General features: G+C 74.4%; 15 protein-coding genes. 2 read left to right on the forward strand and 13 right to left on the reverse strand.

What is annotated here, in order from left to right; translation table 11 throughout:
• Positions 1-2: 2 nt before the first annotated feature.
• The 10 genes from ACI79F_RS08790 to ACI79F_RS08835 all read right to left on the reverse strand — a co-directional run bounded on the left by ACI79F_RS08790 (position 3) and on the right by ACI79F_RS08835 (position 13,013).
• Positions 3-1,700: a benzoate-CoA ligase family protein gene (locus tag ACI79F_RS08790; RefSeq protein ID WP_456545970.1), complete on the reverse strand. Its 1,698-nt coding sequence runs from the start codon at positions 1,698-1,700 to the stop codon at positions 3-5.
• Between the two features lie 96 nt (positions 1,701-1,796).
• Positions 1,797-3,278 (reverse strand): benzoyl-CoA 2,3-epoxidase subunit BoxB, encoded by a 1,482-nt coding sequence (gene boxB, locus ACI79F_RS08795; protein WP_456545969.1) that lies wholly within the window; start codon positions 3,276-3,278, stop codon positions 1,797-1,799.
• A gap of 2 nt (positions 3,279-3,280) precedes the next feature.
• Positions 3,281-5,017, reverse strand: coding sequence for a 2,3-epoxybenzoyl-CoA dihydrolase (boxC, locus tag ACI79F_RS08800; RefSeq protein WP_456545968.1), 1,737 nt, complete (start codon positions 5,015-5,017; stop codon positions 3,281-3,283).
• Positions 5,018-5,327: 310 nt separating this feature from the next.
• The gene (locus tag ACI79F_RS08805; protein ID WP_456545967.1) at positions 5,328-6,776 is read right to left on the reverse strand and encodes a glutamine synthetase family protein; all 1,449 of its coding nucleotides are present in this window, start codon (positions 6,774-6,776) and stop codon (positions 5,328-5,330) included.
• Positions 6,773-8,185: a Rieske 2Fe-2S domain-containing protein gene (locus tag ACI79F_RS08810; RefSeq protein ID WP_456545966.1), complete on the reverse strand. Its 1,413-nt coding sequence runs from the start codon at positions 8,183-8,185 to the stop codon at positions 6,773-6,775. The genes ACI79F_RS08805 and ACI79F_RS08810 overlap by 4 nt, the downstream gene beginning before the upstream one ends.
• Before the next feature lie 13 nt (positions 8,186-8,198).
• Positions 8,199-8,900 carry an ABC transporter ATP-binding protein gene (locus ACI79F_RS08815; protein WP_456545965.1) on the reverse strand — a complete coding sequence of 234 codons (702 nt, stop codon included), beginning with the start codon at positions 8,898-8,900 and terminating at the stop codon, positions 8,199-8,201.
• Positions 8,901-9,716 (reverse strand): ABC transporter ATP-binding protein, encoded by an 816-nt coding sequence (locus tag ACI79F_RS08820; RefSeq protein WP_456545964.1) that lies wholly within the window; start codon positions 9,714-9,716, stop codon positions 8,901-8,903.
• A 5-nt stretch (positions 9,717-9,721) separates the two neighbouring features.
• Positions 9,722-10,816: a branched-chain amino acid ABC transporter permease gene (locus ACI79F_RS08825; protein ID WP_456545963.1), complete on the reverse strand. Its 1,095-nt coding sequence runs from the start codon at positions 10,814-10,816 to the stop codon at positions 9,722-9,724.
• Positions 10,813-11,700 carry a branched-chain amino acid ABC transporter permease gene (locus tag ACI79F_RS08830; protein ID WP_456578895.1) on the reverse strand — a complete coding sequence of 296 codons (888 nt, stop codon included), beginning with the start codon at positions 11,698-11,700 and terminating at the stop codon, positions 10,813-10,815. Before ACI79F_RS08830 ends, ACI79F_RS08825 begins: the two co-directional genes overlap by 4 nt.
• A gap of 98 nt (positions 11,701-11,798) precedes the next feature.
• Entirely contained in the window at positions 11,799-13,013 is a 1,215-nt protein-coding gene (locus tag ACI79F_RS08835; RefSeq protein ID WP_456545961.1) for an ABC transporter substrate-binding protein, read from the reverse strand.
• 180 nt (positions 13,014-13,193) lie between these two features.
• On the opposite strand from ACI79F_RS08835, the gene ACI79F_RS08840 reads away from it, so the two are divergent.
• A complete protein-coding gene (locus ACI79F_RS08840) occupies positions 13,194-14,048 on the forward strand; it encodes a PaaX family transcriptional regulator (protein WP_456578896.1) in 855 nt (284 codons plus the stop codon).
• 22 nt (positions 14,049-14,070) lie between these two features.
• Here ACI79F_RS08840 and ACI79F_RS08845 read toward each other — a convergent pair whose 3' ends face one another.
• The 3 genes from ACI79F_RS08845 to ACI79F_RS08855 all read right to left on the reverse strand — a co-directional run bounded on the left by ACI79F_RS08845 (position 14,071) and on the right by ACI79F_RS08855 (position 16,305).
• Positions 14,071-14,619 (reverse strand): DUF6158 family protein, encoded by a 549-nt coding sequence (locus ACI79F_RS08845; RefSeq protein ID WP_456545959.1) that lies wholly within the window; start codon positions 14,617-14,619, stop codon positions 14,071-14,073.
• A 97-nt stretch (positions 14,620-14,716) separates the two neighbouring features.
• Positions 14,717-15,448, reverse strand: a complete 732-nt coding sequence (locus ACI79F_RS08850) for an alpha/beta fold hydrolase (RefSeq protein ID WP_456545958.1) — start codon at positions 15,446-15,448, stop codon at positions 14,717-14,719.
• A 50-nt stretch (positions 15,449-15,498) separates the two neighbouring features.
• Entirely contained in the window at positions 15,499-16,305 is an 807-nt protein-coding gene (locus tag ACI79F_RS08855) for a PaaX family transcriptional regulator (protein ID WP_456545957.1), read from the reverse strand.
• Between the two features lie 125 nt (positions 16,306-16,430).
• On the opposite strand from ACI79F_RS08855, the gene ACI79F_RS08860 reads away from it, so the two are divergent.
• Entirely contained in the window at positions 16,431-18,005 is a 1,575-nt protein-coding gene (locus tag ACI79F_RS08860) for an FAD-dependent monooxygenase (RefSeq protein WP_456545956.1), read from the forward strand.
• The last annotated feature ends 10 nt before the right edge of the window (positions 18,006-18,015 follow it).

Consider the following 18,015-nt stretch of genomic DNA (forward strand, 5'->3'; position numbering starts at 1 on the left):
CGTCACGCGGGGCTCCCCGGGGTGCTGGCGGTCAGGTCGGGCACGGCGGCGTCGGCGCGGGCGCTGCCCAGGCGCTCGATCGCCAGCTCGCGGACGCGGAAGCGCTGCAGCTTGCCGGTCGCGGTCTGCGGCAGCTCGTCGAACACCAGGATGTTGCGCGGCCGCTTGAACGCCGCCAGGCCGTCGCGGCAGAACGCGACCAGCCCGTCGCTGGTGACCGTCGCGCCGGCGGCCAGGACGACGCAGGCCACCGGCTTGTCCAGCCCCGTCTCGTCCGGCACCGACACGACGACGACCTGGCTGACCTCGGGGTGGGCGCGCAGCCGCTCCTCGACCTCGGTGGGCGAGACCCAGATGCCGCCGGCCTTGATGATGTCGTCCGTGCGGCCGAGGGAGGAGAAGTAGCCGTCGGCGCTGCGGACGTAGGTGTCGCCGGTGCGCACCCAGTCGCCCTGGAACACCCGCCGGGTCACCTCCATGCGCTGCCAGTACCCGGTCGCCGCCGAGCTGCCCTTCACCCACAGGTTGCCCGGGGTGCCGTCGGGCACCGGGTTGCCGTCGTCGTCGAGGATGCGGGCCTCGTAGCCGGCGACGATCTCGCCGGTGGCGCCGGCCCGGGTCCGGCCGGGGCGGCCGCTGATGAAGATGTGCAGCATCTCGGTGGAGCCGATGCCGTCGAGCATCTCCACGGAGAACGTCGAGGTGAACCGCTCGAACAGCGGCGCGGGGAACGCCTCGCCCGCGGAGACGCACTCCCGCACGCTCGCGAACGCGTCGGCGGGCAGGCCGGCGTTGACCAGCGCCGCGTAGAACGTCGGGCCGGCGAAGAACAGCGTCGGCCGGTGCTCCTGCAGCACCCGCAGCGTGCCGGCGGGGCTGGGGCGGGAGCGGTCCAGCACGGTGCTCGCGCCGACGGAGAACGGGAAGGTCAGGGTGTTGCCCAGGCCGTAGGCGAAGAAGAACTTGGCGACGGAGAAGGTGACGTCGTCCGGGCCGATGGCCAGCACGTCGCGCGCGTAGGTCTCGGCGGTGTCGCGCAGCGACCCGTGCCGGTGCATCGCGCCCTTCGGGGTGCCGGTCGTGCCGGAGGTGTACAGCCAGAACGCGGGCGAGTCGGCGATGGTGGGGTAGGGCTGGGTCACCTCGTCCAGGGAGCCGGTGCCGGCGGCGACGAAGGAGTCCCAGGAGCGGACCCGGGCGTCGGGGACCTCCGGCAGCGCGGACGGCGCCTCGGCGGGTGAGCTCATGACGACGACGTCGGCGAGGTCGCGGCGGCCGGCCAGCCCGTCGGCCAGCCCGGCGAACTCGGAGCTCAGCACGACCAGCCGGGCGCGGCTGTCGGCGGCCATCACGGCGATGTCCTTGGGCTTGAGCATCGTGCTCACCGGCACCGGGACCGCACCGATCCACAGGCCGGCGAGGAAGGCGGTGAGCAGCTCGGGGCTGTCACCCATGCACAGCAGCAGCCGTTCCTCGGGCCGCACCCCGGAGGCGACGAGCGCGGCCGCGAACCGGGTGACGGCCTCGTCGAGCTCGCCGTAGCTCACCGTGCGCACGCTGCCGTCCAGGTCGACGGCGGTGATGGCCCGCCGGCCGGGGGACGTGCGCGCGTGCCGGGTGACCAGCCACTCGGCGGCGTTGAACAGCTCGGCGCCGGGAACGGGCGCGGTCGCGGGCGGAGCGGTGTCCAGGGTGGCCACGGTGCACGTCCCTTCGGACTCGTGCGAGATCTGCACACCCGTCGCGATCAGGCGCTGATGGCGACGGGTGTGCAGATCTCGCGGAGGGCGGACCGCTCAGAAGCGGACGTAGTCGTACTCGACCGGGAGGGAGTTGATCCCGACCGACGGCGGGGCGATCCAGCCGGCGAACTGCCCGGGCTCGTGGCAGGGCTTCATGAGCTCGGCCACGCGGGCCCGGTCCTCGGCGCTGGGCAGCCAGTCGGCGGCCCGCTGCTCCCACGTCGCGGCGTCCAGGACCTCGCCGGAGGGGGAGACGTGGTGCCCGGCGAAGGCGCCGACCTTCCGGTTGAAGCCCTGGTGGGGCAGGGTCAGCCGCTGCTCCAGCCCGGCCTCCTCCAGCGCCTGGTTCCACCGCTTGACGCCGTTCTCGCAGTCCGCGGCGTACTCGTTGCGCAGGTCCAGGTTGAGCGCGGTGAGCATCGGCACCGTCCTGGTGGCCATCCGGCCGTCCTCGATCACCGGCACGTCCATGGTCAGGTCGTGCAGCAGGTGGTCGTCCTTGCGGCGGGTCTCCATCCACCGGCCCTTGAGCCCGGCGGTGTAGTAGGCGGCCGCGTTGGACGACGTCTCGGCGCCGAACAGGTCCATCGACACGGAGAACTGGAAGTTCAGGTACTTCTGGATCACCGACAGCGGGATGCCGCCGTGCTCCCAGATGTCGTCGGTGCCGTGCTCCTTCATCAGCTGCGCGGTGCGCTCCACCGTCCGCTGCACGCCGGTCGTGCCGACGAACATGTGGTGCGCCTCCTCCTTGAGCATGAACTCGCAGGTGCGCGCCAGCGGGTCGAAGCCGCTCTCCTTCAGCGTGCCGAGCTGGTACTTGCCGTCCCGGTCGGTGAAGTAGGTGAACATGAAGAACTGCAGCCAGTCGGTGGTGTCCTCGTTGAAGGCACCGAGGATGCGCGGGCTGTCGTAGTCACCGGAGTTGCGCTTGAGCAGCTGCTCGGCCTCCTCGCGGCCGTCCTTCCCGAAGTAGGCGTGCAGCAGGTAGACCATCGCCCACAGGTGGCGGCCCTCCTCCACGTTGACCTGGAAGAGGTTGCGCATGTCGTACAGCGACGGCGCGGTCGCGCCGAGGTGGCGCTGCTGCTCCACCGACGCGGGCTCGGTGTCGCCCTGGACGACGATCAGCCGGCGCAGGTCCGACCGGTACTCGCCGGGGACCTCCTGCCAGGCCGGCTCGCCCTTGTGCTGGCCGAAGTTCACCTTGCGGTCCGGGTCGCGCTCGGCGAGGAAGATCCCCCACCGGTACTCCTCCATGGGGACCCGGTCGAAGTGCGCCCAGCCGTCGCGGCCGACGGCGACCGCGGTGCGCAGGTACACGTCCTGCGTCGGGATGGACGGGCCGAGGGTCTTCCACCAGTCGAGGAACTTCGGCTGCCAGCCCTCCAGCGCCCGCTGCAGCTTGCGGTCGCTGGCCAGGTCGACGTTGTTCGGGATCCGCTCGCTGTAGTCGATCCGCGACAGCGGGCCGGTGGGCTCGGGGGCGTCGCCGGTGACCGTGCCGGTCTGCGGCGTGGACTCGGTGGTGGTCATGCTCAGACCCGCTTCCTGTCGTAGTCGGCGCGCTTGCCGGTGCCGTAGCGGCGCAGTGCTCCTTCGGGGCCAGCGGCGTTGGGCCGCTGGAAGATCCAGTTCTGCCACGCGGTGAGCCGCCCGAAGACCTTGGTCTCGGGGGTCTCGCGGCCGGCGAAGCGGAGGTTGGCCTCCATGCCGGTCAGCGCATCGGGGGAGAAGCTCGCCCGCTCCTCGATGGCCAGGCGGACCTCGTCCTCCCAGTCGATGTCGTCCGGGGTGGCGGTGACCAGGCCGAGGGCGTCGGCGTCGGCGGCCGCCAGGTCCCGGCCCACCGCGGCCTCGGCGGCGGCGAGCTCGTCGGCGGAGCCGAGGAAGCGGACCTGCAGCCGGGTCATGTCGTTGCTCATCGGCAGCAGGCCGGTGTTGAAGCCGTCCAGCCGGATCACCGCCGGCGGCTTGGGGTCCTCGTCCTCCTCGAACTGCCCCTCGAGCATGTACTGCCGGTCGGCGGCGAAGGCGGTCTCGGCCAGGGCCCCGACGAAGCAGCTGCCCGGCTCGATCAGCGCGAACAGGCTGCGGGAGGTGGTGTCCAGCCGCTTCACCGTGCGCTTGTAGAAGCCGATCAGCTCGTTGACCAGCCAGTGCTCCCGGTTGGCCAGGAGGAACTCGTCGTAGGCGGTGGCGACGGCGGGGTCGCCCTCGGTGCGCAGCAGCCAGGTGCCCAGCGCCAGCTCGTTGGTGCGCAGGTGCAGGATCGTGTCGTCCAGCTGGCGGGTCATCGCGAGGAACCAGCCCTGGTCCCCGGAGGCCTGCAGCTCCTCGACGGACGCGGGGACGGCGGCCGGGCCGAGCACCGTGATCGTGGCGGTGCCGGACTCGCGGTCCAGGACGACCCGCACGTGCTCGTAGCGGAAGCCGTCCGCGGTGGTCTCCCGCTGCAGCGGGGTCAGGGCCACGCCCTGCGCGCCCGCGCCGGGCCGGGTGGAGCCGGCGGCCAGCTCGGCGGCCCGGCGGCCCACCTCGGCGTCGAAGTCGCGGGCCTTGGCCACGGCGTCGACCAGCCGCCACTGCACGGCCCGCTCGCCGCGGACCCCCTCGGCGGTGGTGGAGAAGATGTCGGCCAGGTCGCGCCGCACGCCGCGCTTGTCGACCACCCGGGTCAGGCCGCCGGTGCCCGGGAGCACGCCGAGCAGCGGCACCTCGGGCAGCGAGACGGCCGAGGAGTTGTCGTCGACCAGCACGATCTGCTCGCACGCCAGCGCCAGCTCGTACCCGCCGCCGGCCGCGGTGCCGTTGACCGCGGCGACGAACGGCAGGCCGGAGTGGGCGGTGGCGTCCTCGATGCCGTTGCGGGTCTCGTTGGTGAACTTGCAGAAGTTCACCTTCCAGCTGTGCGGCGAGGCGGCCAGCATCTTGATGTTCGCGCCGGCGCAGAACATCCGCTCCTTGCCGCTGGTGACGACGACCGCCTTCACCTCGGGGTGCTCGAACCGCAGCCGCTGCACCGCGTCGTGCAGCTCGATGTCCACGCCCAGGTCGTAGCTGTTCATCTTCAGCTCGTAGCCCGGGACGATGCCGCCGTCCTCGGCCACGTCGAGGGTCAGCGTCGCGATCTCGCCGTCCACCGACAGCCGCCAGTGCCGGTACCGGTCGGGCGAGGTCTCGAAGGAGACCTCGACGGTCGCGGCCGGCTCGGCGACCGGCGCCGGGCCCTCCGTCGTCGTCGTGCCCGACGAGCGGTGTTCCAGCGTGGTCACGGTGCCTCCCAGAGGGGATGGAACAGGCGCAGGGGTTCCCCGCAGGCCTCGTGCGCCCATCCTGACGTGCTACAGGTCTGTGTGCAACTGGCTCGGGTTCTGTAGATGTGTGCGACAGGTCACCATCGTAGGCCGGTGCGCAGCCGGGCGCACCGGCGCGCGGGCCGTCGGCTCGGCGGCCTCCGCGCCGAACGGCCCGCTGAGCTGTGCGGACGGCCGATCGGCGGGAGGCGCGAGGCGCTTCCGCCGGGAGCCGCGCCGGCGGCCGCCCGTCGCCCTGTGTCGTGCGTCACTCCATCCGCGGCGCGCGTCAGAACAGGTGCAGGTACTCGCGCTGCTCCCAGTCGGTCACCGTCGCCTCGAAGCGCGCCACCTCGGCGCGCTTGACGCCGGCGTAGTGGTCGACGAGGGCGGGCCCGAGCAGGTCGCGCAGCCCGGGGTCGTCGGCCAGCGCGCGGACGGCCTCGGCCAGGCTGGTGGGCAGCCGCGGCGCCTCGGTGGCGTAGGGCTGGTCGGCCGACGGGCCGGGGTCCAGGCCGCGGTCGACGCCGTCGAGCCCGGCGACCAGCTGCGCCGCCATCGCCAGGTACGGGTTGGCGGCCGGCTCGCCGGCGCGGTTCTCCACGTGCAGGTCGCCGCGGGCGGCGGAGCCGACGACGCGCAGCATCGCGGCGCGGTTGTCGTGCGCCCACAGGACGCGGTCGGGGGCCATGGAGTTCGGCTGGAACCGCTTGTAGCCGTTGACGGTGGGGACGGCGAAGACGCACCCCGCCCGGGCGTGCCGCAGCAGGCCGCCCAGGTAGCCGGCGCCGACGGGGGAGAGGCCGCCCCCGGCGACGAACGCGTTGCCGCCGTCGGGGCGGACGAGCGACTGGTGCAGGTGCCAGCCGCTGGAGCAGGCCTCCGGCATCTGCGGCCGGCACATGAAGGTGGCCAGCAGCCCGGCGCGGCGGGCCACGGACCGGACGGCGGCGCGCAGCAGCACCATCGCGTCCGCGCCGGCCAGGCCCCGCAGCGGCGCGGTGGTCACCTCGACCTGGCCCGGCCCGAACTCGACCTCGACCGTGCGCAGCGGGATGCCCAGGCGGCGCAGCGTGCGGGCGAGCTCGCCCAGCAGCGGCTCGAGCGCGTCGCCGCGGTCCTCGGCGAGCAGCTGGTAGCCGCGGTCCACGGGGGAGACCGGGCGGGCCCGGCCGGGGGCGCCGGGGCGGTTCACCTCCGCCGGGTCGAGCGGGCCGTCGAGCGGGCCGTCGCCCGCGTGCAGCAGGTGGAACTCCAGCTCCAGGCCGGTCACCAGGTCCAGGTCGCGGTCGGCGGCGCGGCCCAGCGCCGTGCGCAGGGCGCCGCGGGGGTCGAACGGCACGGGCCCGCCGTCCTTGAGCCGCAGGTCCGACAGCAGCCAGCCGGTGCGGCCGGCCCAGGGCAGCACCCGGAAGGTGGTGGGGTCCGGGACCATCACGACGTCCCCGGCGCCGCCCATCCCGGCGACGCCGACCCCGCCGTCGGGGGCGAAGGCGCCGTAGACGGTGCGGCCCGAGGTGTCCTTGGACAGCAGCGTGCTGACGATCGGCAGGCCCGAGGCGAGGACGCCGGGGAGCTGGTCGGCCGCGACGGTCTTGGCACGGACCAGGCCGTGCAGGTCGACGAAGCCGACGCGGACGGCCTCCAGTTGCTCGACGTCGATGCGCTCGACGACCTCCTGGGCGGCGGTGCGCTCCGCGTCGCCCCACCCGCCGAACTGCTCGACGAACCCGCTCACGGGCGCCGGGGGGCGAACACCGCCGGGTCCTCCGGCTCGACCTCGTCGGCGCGGACGCCGGCCGGCCCGGTGGTCAGCGCCGCCGTCCACGTGCCGGCCCAGGGGCTCGCCGCGCGCAGCCGGGCGATCGCCTCGGCCCAGAACGGCTCCCACGCCCCGGTGGGCCCGATGCCGTCGAGGGGGATGGGGCCGCGGCTCTCCACCTCCGCCTTGTCGTGCAGCAGCGTCTGCGGGTCGCCGCCGGCCTCGACGGCGTCGATGGCGGCCATGAGCATCCGGCGGTAGGTGATGATCGCCCGGTCCGAGCGGCTGAGCTTCTCGCGCGTGCGGTCGTGGATGCGGCCCTGGCCCTCGACGGCCATCTGGTCGTGAACGTTGATGTCGGGGCCGAGGCCGGTGTAGGTCGTCGTCCGCTGCTCCTCGGGGTCGAACCGGTAGTTGTTCGCCCGGTTCCGCACCGGCTTGTAGTCCGGCAGCGTGATGCCCTCGAGCCGCTGTGCGCGCATCGTCGCCTTGTCCACCGGCTCGTCGAGGCTGGTGAACATCGCGTACCAGTAGCAGGAGACGTCGTCGACGGGCACGTGCCACTGGGTGATCGCCATGGTCGAGGACAGCGGGATGGTGATCCCGTGCGGGAACACCTGGTGGGTGATCCGCACGTGGGTCCGGCTGCCGTCCTCGCCGTCCTTGTCCAGGGTGCGCAGGGCGACGATCCGCTGCCCGTAGTCGGTGCGGGCGTTGAGGATCTCGGGCCGGCCGTACTCCCGCAGGATCCGGGTCATCGGCAGGTCGGTGCCCAGGCTGGCGGAGCGGAACTGCCGGCCGTAGCTGTCGGCCGGGTCGTCGTCGACCTCGAAGCGGTGCAGGTAGGAGGCGTGCGCCGGGTCGATGCCGACCTCCAGTGCCTGCAGCCAGTTGCAGTCGAGGAAGCCCTTGAAGGCGAACGTGTACTCGTCGGGGGCGGCGAAGCAGTCCAGGGCGGGGAACTCCGGCGGCGCGCCGGGGCCCAGGTACCCCCACACGATGCCGTTGCGCTCCCGCGCCGGGTAGGACGTGAACCGGACCTTGGACGCGAGCGTGCTGTCCTCCGGCTCGGCGGGGGTCTCCAGGCAGCGCCCGTCGGCGGCCAGCAGCCAGCCGTGGAAGTAGCAGCGCAGGCCGCCGTCCTCGCGCCGGCCCAGGGCCAGGTCGGCGCCGCGGTGCGGGCAGCGGCGGTCGACGAGCCCCAGCCGGCCGTCGTCGTCCCGGAACAGGACGAGGTCCTCGCCGAGCACCCGGACGGGCACGACCGGTCGGTCGCCGGCGAGCTCCTCGGTGAGGGCCACCGGCTGCCAGTAGCGGCGCATGAACTCCCCGCCCGGGGTGCCCGGCCCGGTGCGGGTGATGCGGACGTTCTCCTCGGCGCGCACGGCGGCCCCCGGCTCAGGCCACGCCGAGCAGGGCGGAGGCGACCCGGGAGTCCTTGCGGAACTCCAGGGTGGGGGAGCGGTGCACGATCCGGCCCTTGTCCATGACGGCGATCTCGTCGGCGACGGCGAAGGCCAGGTGCAGGTCCTGCTCCACGACGAGCAGCGTGACGCCCTCGGCCTTCATGCCCCCGATCGCCTCCCCGATGAGGTCGACGACCGCGGGCGCCAGCCCGTCGGAGGGCTCGTCCATGAGGACGAGCCGGGGGTTGGTCAGCAGGGCGCGGGCGATGGCCAGCATCTGCTGCTCCCCGCCGGAGAGCTGGCCGGCCTCGTGCCGGCGGCGCTCGCCGAGCCGGGGGAGCAGGTCGACGACCCGGTCGGGGTCCCACGGCCCCTTGCCCCGGCCGCGGCGGGCGGCGAGGTCGAGGTGCTCGGTGACCGTCAGCGGCGCCCAGGTGCGCCGGCCCTGCGGCACGAGCGCCACGCCGGCGCGGGCGATGACGTCGGGCCGCCGGCCGGTCAGGTCGCGGCCGTCCAGGGTGACCCGGCCACCCGACGGCGTCACCAGGCCCATCAGGGTGTTGATCAGGGTCGACTTGCCCACCCCGTTGCGCCCCAGCAGGCCGAGCACGCGCCCGGCGTCGAGGTCGAGGTCGACCCCCTGCAGGACGGTGCTGCGCTTGTAGCCGGACTCCAGCCCGCGGACCTCGAGCACTCAGCCCACCCCCTGCTCGGCGCGGGACACCCCGAGGCCGGCGGCCTCGTCGGTGTCGAGGAACAGCGACTCCCGGCCGGTGCCGAGGTAGGCCTCCTGCACCGCCGAGCTGGCCCGCACCTCGTCCGGCGAGCCGGTCAGCAGCAGCTTGCCCAGGTGCAGCACGGTCACCGAGGTGGCGAGGGCGAAGACGACGTCGAGGTCGTGCTCGACGATCACCAGGGTCACGCTCTCGGGCAGCGCCTTGAGCAGGGCCACCAGGCGGGCGCTCTCGGCCGGGGACATGCCGGCCGCCGGCTCGTCCAGCAGCAGCAGCCGCGGCTCGCACGCCAACGCGACGGCGACCTCCAGCTGCCGCCGCTCGCCGTGCGACAGCGCCGACACCAGCGCGCCGGACCGGGACGCCAGGCCGACGTCCTCGAGCAGCTGGGCGGCCCGCTCGCGGGTCGCCCTCTGCCGGCGGGGGACCAGCGAGTGGCGGCTGCCGCCCGGCTGGCGCTGCGCGGCCATCACCACGTTGCGCTCGACGGTCTGGCTGAGGAACAGGCTCGAGTGCTGCAAGGTCTGGCTGATCCCGCGGCGGGCCCGCTGCGCCTCGCCGAGCCGGGTGATGTCGGTGCCGTCGAGCGCGACGGTGCCGCCGGTGACCGGCATGGCGCCGGTGACGAGCTTGAACAGCGTGCTCTTGCCGGCGCCGTTCGGGCCGATCAGCGCGTGCCGGGCGCCCGCGGGCACCTGCAGGTCGACGCCGTCGACGGCGCGCAGCGCGCCGAACTGCCGGGTGACGCCGCGCAGCTCGAGCAGGGGGGTGGTCATGCCGGTCACTCCTCGTTGCCGTCGGCCGACGAGCCGCTGCCGGGGATGGCGCCGTCGCCGGGGGTGCGGTCGCGTCGTCCCCGCCGCAGGCCGCCGAGGCCGGCGAGCCCGGCGAAGCCGCGGGGGAGGACGTACACGGCCAGCACGAACACGATGCCGAGCACGAGCGGGCCGTGCCCGCCCAGGTCGGGGCCGTAGTAGTCGCGGACGACGACCACGACCGCCATGCCGACCACCGGGCCCCACAGCGACCCGGCGCCGCCGAGCACGAGGGCCAGCAGGGTGATCGCGCTGAGCGCGAACCCGGCGTCGCTGGGGTTGACGATCCGGTTCAGCTGGGCGAACAGCCCGCCGGCCACCCCGGCGAAGGCCCCGGCCAGCACGTAGGCGACGTACTTGTAGCGGAAGGGCGAGTAGCCCAGCGAGCGCATCCGCGCCTCGTTGTCCCGGATGCCGCGCAGCGCCAGGCCGAACGGCGAGCGGGAGATCAGCCAGATCGCCGCGAACGCGATCACGAAGACCGCGAGGACGTACCAGTAGCGGTACCCCTCCAGCCGCAGCACCTCGCCGCCGATCCGGAAGTTCGGGATGCCGAACAGGCCGTCCGACCCGCCGGTGACGTCGTCGAGCTGCAGCGCCAGCTGCGCGGTGATCTCGCCGATGGCGAGGGTGAGCATCAGGAAGAAGACCCCGTCGCTGCGGACGACCAGCCACCCGGTGAGGACGGCGGCCGCCCCGCCGGCGGCGGCGCCCATGAGCACCGGCACCGGCGCGTTCGGCGTCCAGTGCTCGGCGACCAGGCCGGCGGCGTAGGCGCCGACGCCGAAGTAGGCGGCGTGGCCCAGCGAGGGCAGGCCGGTGATGCCGACCAGCAGGTCGAGGCTGACCGCGAACAGGCCGAAGACCAGGACCCGGCTGAGGATCGACGTCTCGTCCGGGCCCATGAAGTAGGGCACCAGCGCCAGGACGACGAGGGCGGCCAGCGCCGGGACGGCCCGCAGCGGCGCGCGGCCGCGCGGGCGGCGCGCCCCGGTCGCGGGGGAGCTCCCCCCGGCCGACGTCGGCGCGGCCGGGGTGGTGGGACGGGCAGGGGCGCTCATGACGGCACCTTCCTCGGGCCGAAGAGCCCGCGCGGGCGGACGACGAGGACGACGGCCAGCGCGCCGAACAGGATGAACGAGGCCAGCTCGGGCAGCAGCGCCCGGCCGAGGGAGTCGACCTGGCCGATGACCAGCGCGCCGATCAGCGCGCCCTTGACCGAGCCGAGGCCGCCGATGACGACGACGATGAGCGCCAGCAGCAGCACCGACTCGTCCAGGCCCGGGTCGACGCCGTAGACGGGGGTGCCGAGCACGCCGGCCACCATCGCCAGCGCCGAGCCGATGCCCAGGACGGCGACCTTCACCTTGCGGTTGTCGATGCCCATCGCCGAGACCATCTCCCGGTCGGCGACGCTGGCGCGGACCAGCGCGCCCACCGACGTCTTCTCGACGATGAGCCAGACCGCCAGCGCCAGCACCAGGCCGACGCCGATGAGCGCCAGCCGGTAGACCGGGATGCTGCCGTCGCCGACGTCGACGCGGTCGTCGAGGCCCGGCGGCGGCGCGATGCTGTAGACGTCGTTGCCGTAGATGATCGACAGCACCTCGGCGATGATCAGCGAGACGCCGAGGGTGAGCAGCGCCTGGTCGAGGATCGGCCGCTTGGCCAGCGGTTCGGTCATCACCGACAGCGCGCCGCCGGCGACCAGGCCGAACACGGTGGCCAGGGCCAGCGCGCCGAGGAACCCGCCCCAGGTCACGCCGTCGTCGAGAAGCGAGTACGCCAGGTAGGTGCCGACGAGGTAGAAGGCGCCGTGGGCGAGGTTGAGCACGCCCATCATCCCGAAGACGATCGACAGCCCGACCGCGAGGATGAACAGCAGCGAGCCGATCGCGAAGCCGTTGAGGATGCTGACCAGGTTCTCGGAGAACCAGTCCGCCATGGTGGGGCCTTCCCGGTTACGGCCGTCCGGGGCCGGGTCGGGACCCGGCCCCGGACGGGGTGCCTGTGGCGGGGCGCTCGCCCCGCCCGGACGCTGGGTCAGACGGTGCCGTACTGCCCGAGCTCCTCGACCACGGAGTTGATCAGCGTGCCGCCCTCGTCGACGACCTCGCGCAGGTAGATGGTCTGGTTCGGGTTCTGGTCCTCGAACTCCCACGGCCCGCGGGGGCTGTCGTCGATGCTGCCGAGGCCCCCGAGGGCCTCGATCAGCGCCGGGCCGTCGGTCGCGCCGGCCTCGGCGAGCGCCTTGTTCAGCACGTTCGCCGCGTCGAACGTGGACATGGCGAACACCGTCGGCAGCACGTCGTAGGCCGCCTGGTAGGCCTCGACGAACGTCTGGTTGGCCTCGTTGTCGATCTCGGTCGAGTACTGCAGCGTCGTCTGGATGCCCACGGCGTTCGGGCCCTGGCCCTCGAGCACGCTGCCCTCGGTGAGGAACCCCGAGCCGTAGAGCGGGATGGAGTCCTTGAGCCCGAAGTCGGCGTACTGGTTGACGAAGCTGACGGCCTCCCCGCCGGAGTAGAAGCAAAAGACCGCGGCCGCGCCGGAGGACTGGGCGCGCTGCAGGAACGGCTGGAAGTCCTGCGTGGTCCCGAACGGGGAGAGCGCGGAGCCGGCGACGGTGCCGCCACCGGCCTCGAACGCCTCGGTGAAGGCCGTGACGTTCTCCTGACCGGCCGCGTAGTCCGGCGCCATGATGAAGACCGAGCCCACGTTCTGGCCGGCCAGGTACTCGCCCATCGCGTAGGAGTTCTGGGCGTTGGTGAACGACACCCGCCAGACGTAGTCCGACCGCGCGTCGCCGGTGATGGCCACCGCCCCGGCGTTGCTGATGAGGAGGAGCTTCTCCTCCTCGGTGAACTGCTCCACCACGCCGAGCGCGGTGGCGGAGTTGACGATGCCGACGACGACGTCGACGTCGCCGATGAGCTGCTGGATCGCCGGGACGCCGGTGTCGGGGCCCTCGCCCTCGTCGGCGGTGACGGTCTCGACCGTCCAGTCGCCCATCCGGCCGTCGTTCTGCTCCAGCCAGAGGTCCCAGCCGTTCTTCATGTCGACGCCCAGCGGCGTGTAGACCCCGGCCTGCGGGATGACGAGGCCGACGCGGATCGTGCCGCCCCCGCCCCCGCCGCCGCCGTCGCCGCCGTCGTCGTCGCCCAGGCTGCCGCCGCCGCAGGCGCTCAGGGCGAGGCCGCCGACCCCCACCCCCGCGACACCGAGCAGTTGACGACGGGACAGGTCCGGCAAGGCCATGATGGTCTCCGCGAGAGGTGCGCGACGTGCTACAGCTGCACGCCTGTCTTGAGGAATGCTGTAGAGCACACCAAGCTGTGTCAAGCGCCACAGTCCGACCTGGTGCACCGTTATCGACTCGTTGCCGACGCCCGCGGCCCCCGTCCGGGGGACGCGGGCGCGGGGGGTGGGGATGCCACGATGGGCGACGTGGAGGCAGTCGACGGGCCGTTCGTGACGCGCCGCCAGGAGCTGGGCGCCGCCAGCGCCCGCAGCCTGCTCCTGACGGTGCTCGGCGAGTTCGTGCTGCCCGCCGGCCGCCCGGTCTGGACGGCGACGCTGATCGAGCTCCTCGGCGAGCTGGACGTCGCCGAGAAGGCCGCCCGCCAGGCGATCATGCGGACGGCGGACTCCGGGTGGATCGCCGCCTCGCGCGTCGGCCGGGAGACCCGCTGGTCGCTGACCGCGGCCGGCACCCGGCTGCTGCGCGAGGGCAGCGAGCGCATCTACGGCTTCGCCACCGACGAGCGGCAGTGGGACGGCCGCTGGCTGGTGGCCCTGGTCGGCGTCCCGGAGAACAACCGGGCGCTGCGCCAGCGGCTGCGCACCCAGCTGGGCTGGGCCGGTCTCGGCTCCCCGGCGCCGGGCACCTGGGTCACCCCGTGGACCGGCCGGGAGGCCGAGGTGCGGGAGGCGCTGGAGGAGCTGGGGCTGCTCGCCGGCAGCTGGACCTTCGTCGCCGGGGCGGGGCGGGTGGGCGACGAGCGCTCGCTGGCCCGCGCCGCCTGGGACCTCGACGACATCGAGGGTCGCTACGAGGACTTCCTGGAGCTGGTGGGCCGCCGCCGGCCGCGGACCGACCGGCAGGCGCTGGTCGCGCAGGTGCGGCTCGTGCAGGAGTGGCGGCGCTTCCCGCTGCTGGACCCCGGCCTGCCGCGGGAGCTGCTGCCGCCGCGGTGGAGCGGCAACCGCGCCGCGGAGGTCTTCCGCGAGCGGCACGCCGCCTGGGCGTCGCGCGCCCAGACGGCGTGGACGGAGCTCGCCCGCGAGGGCTGACCGCGCCACCGCGTCGTCCGCCCTAGGCGGGCACCGGGTGCGCGGCCAGCCAGGCGCGCCCCGCCTCGGTGATGATCCGGGCGTCCTTCTCGGCCTGCAGCAGCGGCGGCTCCTGCCGGTACAGCCGGGCCACCAGGTGGCTGTCGGGCGCGAGCTGCCGGGCGATCTGGTGCGCCTCCAGCTTGTCCAGCCGGCCGCCGGGCGCCTCGGCGAACCGCTGCAGCAGCCTCGCCTGGGCCTCCACCGGGTCGCGCCGCGGCGCCGGGGCGGCGGCGGCAGGCTCCTCGTCGAGCAGCGCCGTGATCGCCCGCGAGAACGTCTGCACCAGGTCGCGGATTCGGTCGTCGCGCGAGGGCGTGTCCGCGCTGCCGCCGGAGCCCTGCCACGTGCGCTGGGGGTGCCGGCGCAGGTACTCCTGCTCGAGCTCGAGCATGCGCTCGGTGTGCGTGCGGAACTGGTCGGCGGTGCCGTGCAGGAAGACCCAGTGCCGCATCGCGTGCGCGTGCACCCCCTGGCGCTCCAGCTCCTCGTCGGACAGCTCGCGGGCGGGCACGCCCGGTCGGTCGGTCATGACGCTCCTCGTCGGTGTGTGATCCAGCTCTCATCGTGCTGTGGGCGGGCCCGGCTGTCATCCGCTGGGCACCTGCTGGGCGCCCGGCCGGGCGCGGTCAGCCCGCGGACACCGCGCGCAGGAGCCCCTCGGCCAGCTCGGCGGGCCGGGTGAAGACCGACTCGTGGCTGCCCGGCACCGTCACCGGCGTCGCGCCGCAGCGGTCGGGGAAGCGCGGCGTCCAGGCGTGCTCGCCCGGCGGCAGCGCCACGTCCTCGGTCGAGTAGACGTAGTGCAGCGGGACGCCGAGCCCGCGGTAGGCGTCGCCGTCCACCGGCTCGTCGGTGAAGGTCCGGTAGGGCTGCGGGCGCAGCACCGAGTGGACGACGGCGGCGGTGGCGGGGTCGGCGTCGTTCATGAAGCCGCTCTGGAAGACCTCCAGCGGCAGGGCGACCGTGTCGTCGTCCGAGGCGGCCGCCAGCGAGTCGAACAGCTCCTGGTAGGCCGGCGGCACCTCGTCGTACAGCGAGCGGCCGGCCTCCGGGACGAACGCGCTCCAGAACACGACGCCGGCCAGCCGGTCGGCCAGCCGCGGCGCGGCGCCGGCGACGACGTAGCCGCCCCAGCTGTGCCCGACCAGCGTGACGTCGCGGCGGTCGGTCGCCTCCACGTGCGCGACCAGCGCGTCGACGCAGTCGGCCAGGGTGACCCCGCGGGGGTCGTCGTCGACCCCGAGCCCCGGGCTGGTGACCGTGCTGACCCGGTGCCCGGCGGCGCGTAGGCGGGCGGCCACCGGCTGCCAGGACCACCCGCCGTGCCAGGCGCCGTGCTGCAGGACGAAGTCCGCCATGTCCGTTCCTCCTCGTCGGGGGCCGGCCGCGCACCGTGCGCGGCGGTGGGTCAGGGAGCGTGCCGGGCGAGCACCTCGCGGACGTACCGGTCGGCGGGGGCCTCCAGCGCCTGGTGCGCGCCGAGGAACAGTGCGTGCGCGCGGCCGCCGGGCCAGCCCTCGGGCAGCAGCTCGGCGGGCAGGTCCGGATCGCGGAACGGGAAGCGCCGGTAGGCAGAGATCAGCGCGATCCTCCGGCGCAGCGCCTCCGGGCCGGGCAGCGCGGCCAGCCCGGCCGCCGGGGGCAGCTGCTCGAGCTCGGCGACCAGCTCGGCGTAGTCGCGGCCCAGGGTGTCCAGGTCCCAGCAGCGGGCCGCCATCCGGCGGTCGGCCTCGCGGCCGGCGCTGCGGGCGGTGAGCAGCTCCACCCGGGTGGCCGAGGTGCCGGCCAGCGCCTCCTCGGCGGCCGGCAGCCGGGGGTGCGGGCTCAGCCAGACCGACGGGGCCAGCGGGCCGAAGCCCAGCCAGGACAGCGCCCGCCGCACCCGCTCCCGCTCGGCGCGCTCGGCCTCCGGGACGGCGTAGAGCACCATCCGCCACTCGCCGTCCCACCGCGCGTGCCCGCGGTCGAGGATCCGGTCGCGGCCCTCGTCGAGCAGCCGCCAGCTCCGCTCGGTCAGCTCGTAGACCGTCTGCCGGCCCTCGCGGCGGGTGGCGAACCACCCCTCCCGGCGCATCCGGGACAGCACGACGCGCGCGGTGCTCTCGCCGATGCCGAAGAGGCCGAGCAGCTCGGCCAGCGCCTGCATGCGCACCGCGCCGCCGCAGTAGCGCAGGTGGTCGCCGAAGAGGTCGAAGACGACCGCGCGCGGCTTCACGACCGATCCGCCTCCTCCCCGCCCGGGACCCTGTCGCGACCGCCCCAATGTGTGCCAACATCAAGACGTCCGTCAAGCGGATGACACACGTTGCCACGTCCGACCGGCGTCCGGAGGGGGAGCGAATGCGGATCGCGGTGCTCGGCGGCGGCCCGGGCGGCCTCTTCGCCGCCGCCCTCGCCCGCAGCTCGGACCCCTCCCGCGAGGTCACGGTGTTCGAGCGCAACCGGGCGGAGGACACCTTCGGGTTCGGGGTCGTCTTCTCCGACGCGACGCTGGCGGGGATCCACGCCGCCGACCCGGTGCTGCGGACCGCGCTCACCGAGCACGGCGTGCACTGGGACCCCATCGAGGTCCGGCTGCACGGGCAGCGGCTGTCCTGCGGCGGCAACGGCATGGCCGCGGTCGAGCGCCGCACGCTGCTGCGGCTGCTGCAGGAGCGGGCGATCGGCGCCGGCGTCGACGTCCGCTTCTCCACCGAGGCCGACCCCGACGCGCTGCTCGCGGCCGGCTACGACCTCGTGGTCGCCGCCGACGGCGCGAACTCGCGGCTGCGCGGCCGGTTCCCGGAGGTCTTCGGGGCGTCCGTGGAGACGGCGACGGCGAAGTTCGTCTGGCTCGGGACCACCTACCCGTTCGACGGGCTGACGTTCGTGCACGAGCGCGGCCCGCACGGGGTGTTCGCCGTGCACGGCTACCCGATCGGCACCGGCGTCTCGACCTTCATCGTCGAGACCGACGAGGCCTCCTGGCGGGCCGCCGGCCTCGACGGCTTCGACGTCACCCAGCCGCCGGGGCCCAGCGACGAGCGCACCCGCGACTACCTGCAGGACCTCTTCGCCGACGCGATCGACGGCGCCCCGCTGCTGGTCAACAACTCGCGGTGGGCCAACTTCCGGACGCTGCGCACCGCCCGCTGGACCCACCGGGTCGGCGGCACCGGCATCGCGTTGCTCGGCGACGCCGCCCACACCGCGCACTTCTCCGTCGGCTCCGGCACGAAGATGGCGATGGAGGACGCGATCGCCCTGGTGGCCGCGCTGGACGCCCACCCCGGCGGCTCGCCCGACGCCGTCGACGCCGCGCTCGCCGACTACGCGGAGGCGCGCCGCCCGCAGGTCGCGAAGATCCAGGACTCGGCGCGGCCCAGCCTCTCCTGGTGGGAGCACTTCGGCCGCACCCACGACGCGATGCCCCCCTGGCAGTTCGCCTACCACTTCTTCACCCGCAGCCTGCCCGACGCCAAGCTGCGCCGCCGCGACGCCGGCTTCGTCGACGGCGTGCACCGCGCCTGGGAGGCCGAGCACGGCGCGCCGCCGCTGGAGAGCCCGATCGAGGTGGCCGGCCGCCGGCTCCCCGGGCGGGTCGTCGGCGTCCGGCCCGGCGCGGTGGACCTGCCGGGCGGGGCGGTGCCCCTGCGGGACGGCCCGCCGGCCGGACCGGGCCCGTGGGGGCTGGCGGTCGCCGCGCCGGACGACGAGGCCGGGATGGCCGGCGCGCTGGCGGCGGTGGCCGAGGGGGCCGCGGCCGGGGCGGCGCTGGTCGCGGTGTCCGGCGGCACGCCGCTGACCCGGCGGCTGCTGTGCGAGGCCGCCCGCCTGGAGCACCGGGTGCCCGCGCTGCTGGTCGAGGACGCCGACCCCGACGTCCGGCTGACCGCCGTCCTCTCCGGGCGCGCCGACCTGGTGGCCGCGGAGTGACCCCGACAGT

Source organism: Blastococcus sp. SYSU D00868, from assembly GCF_054050575.1.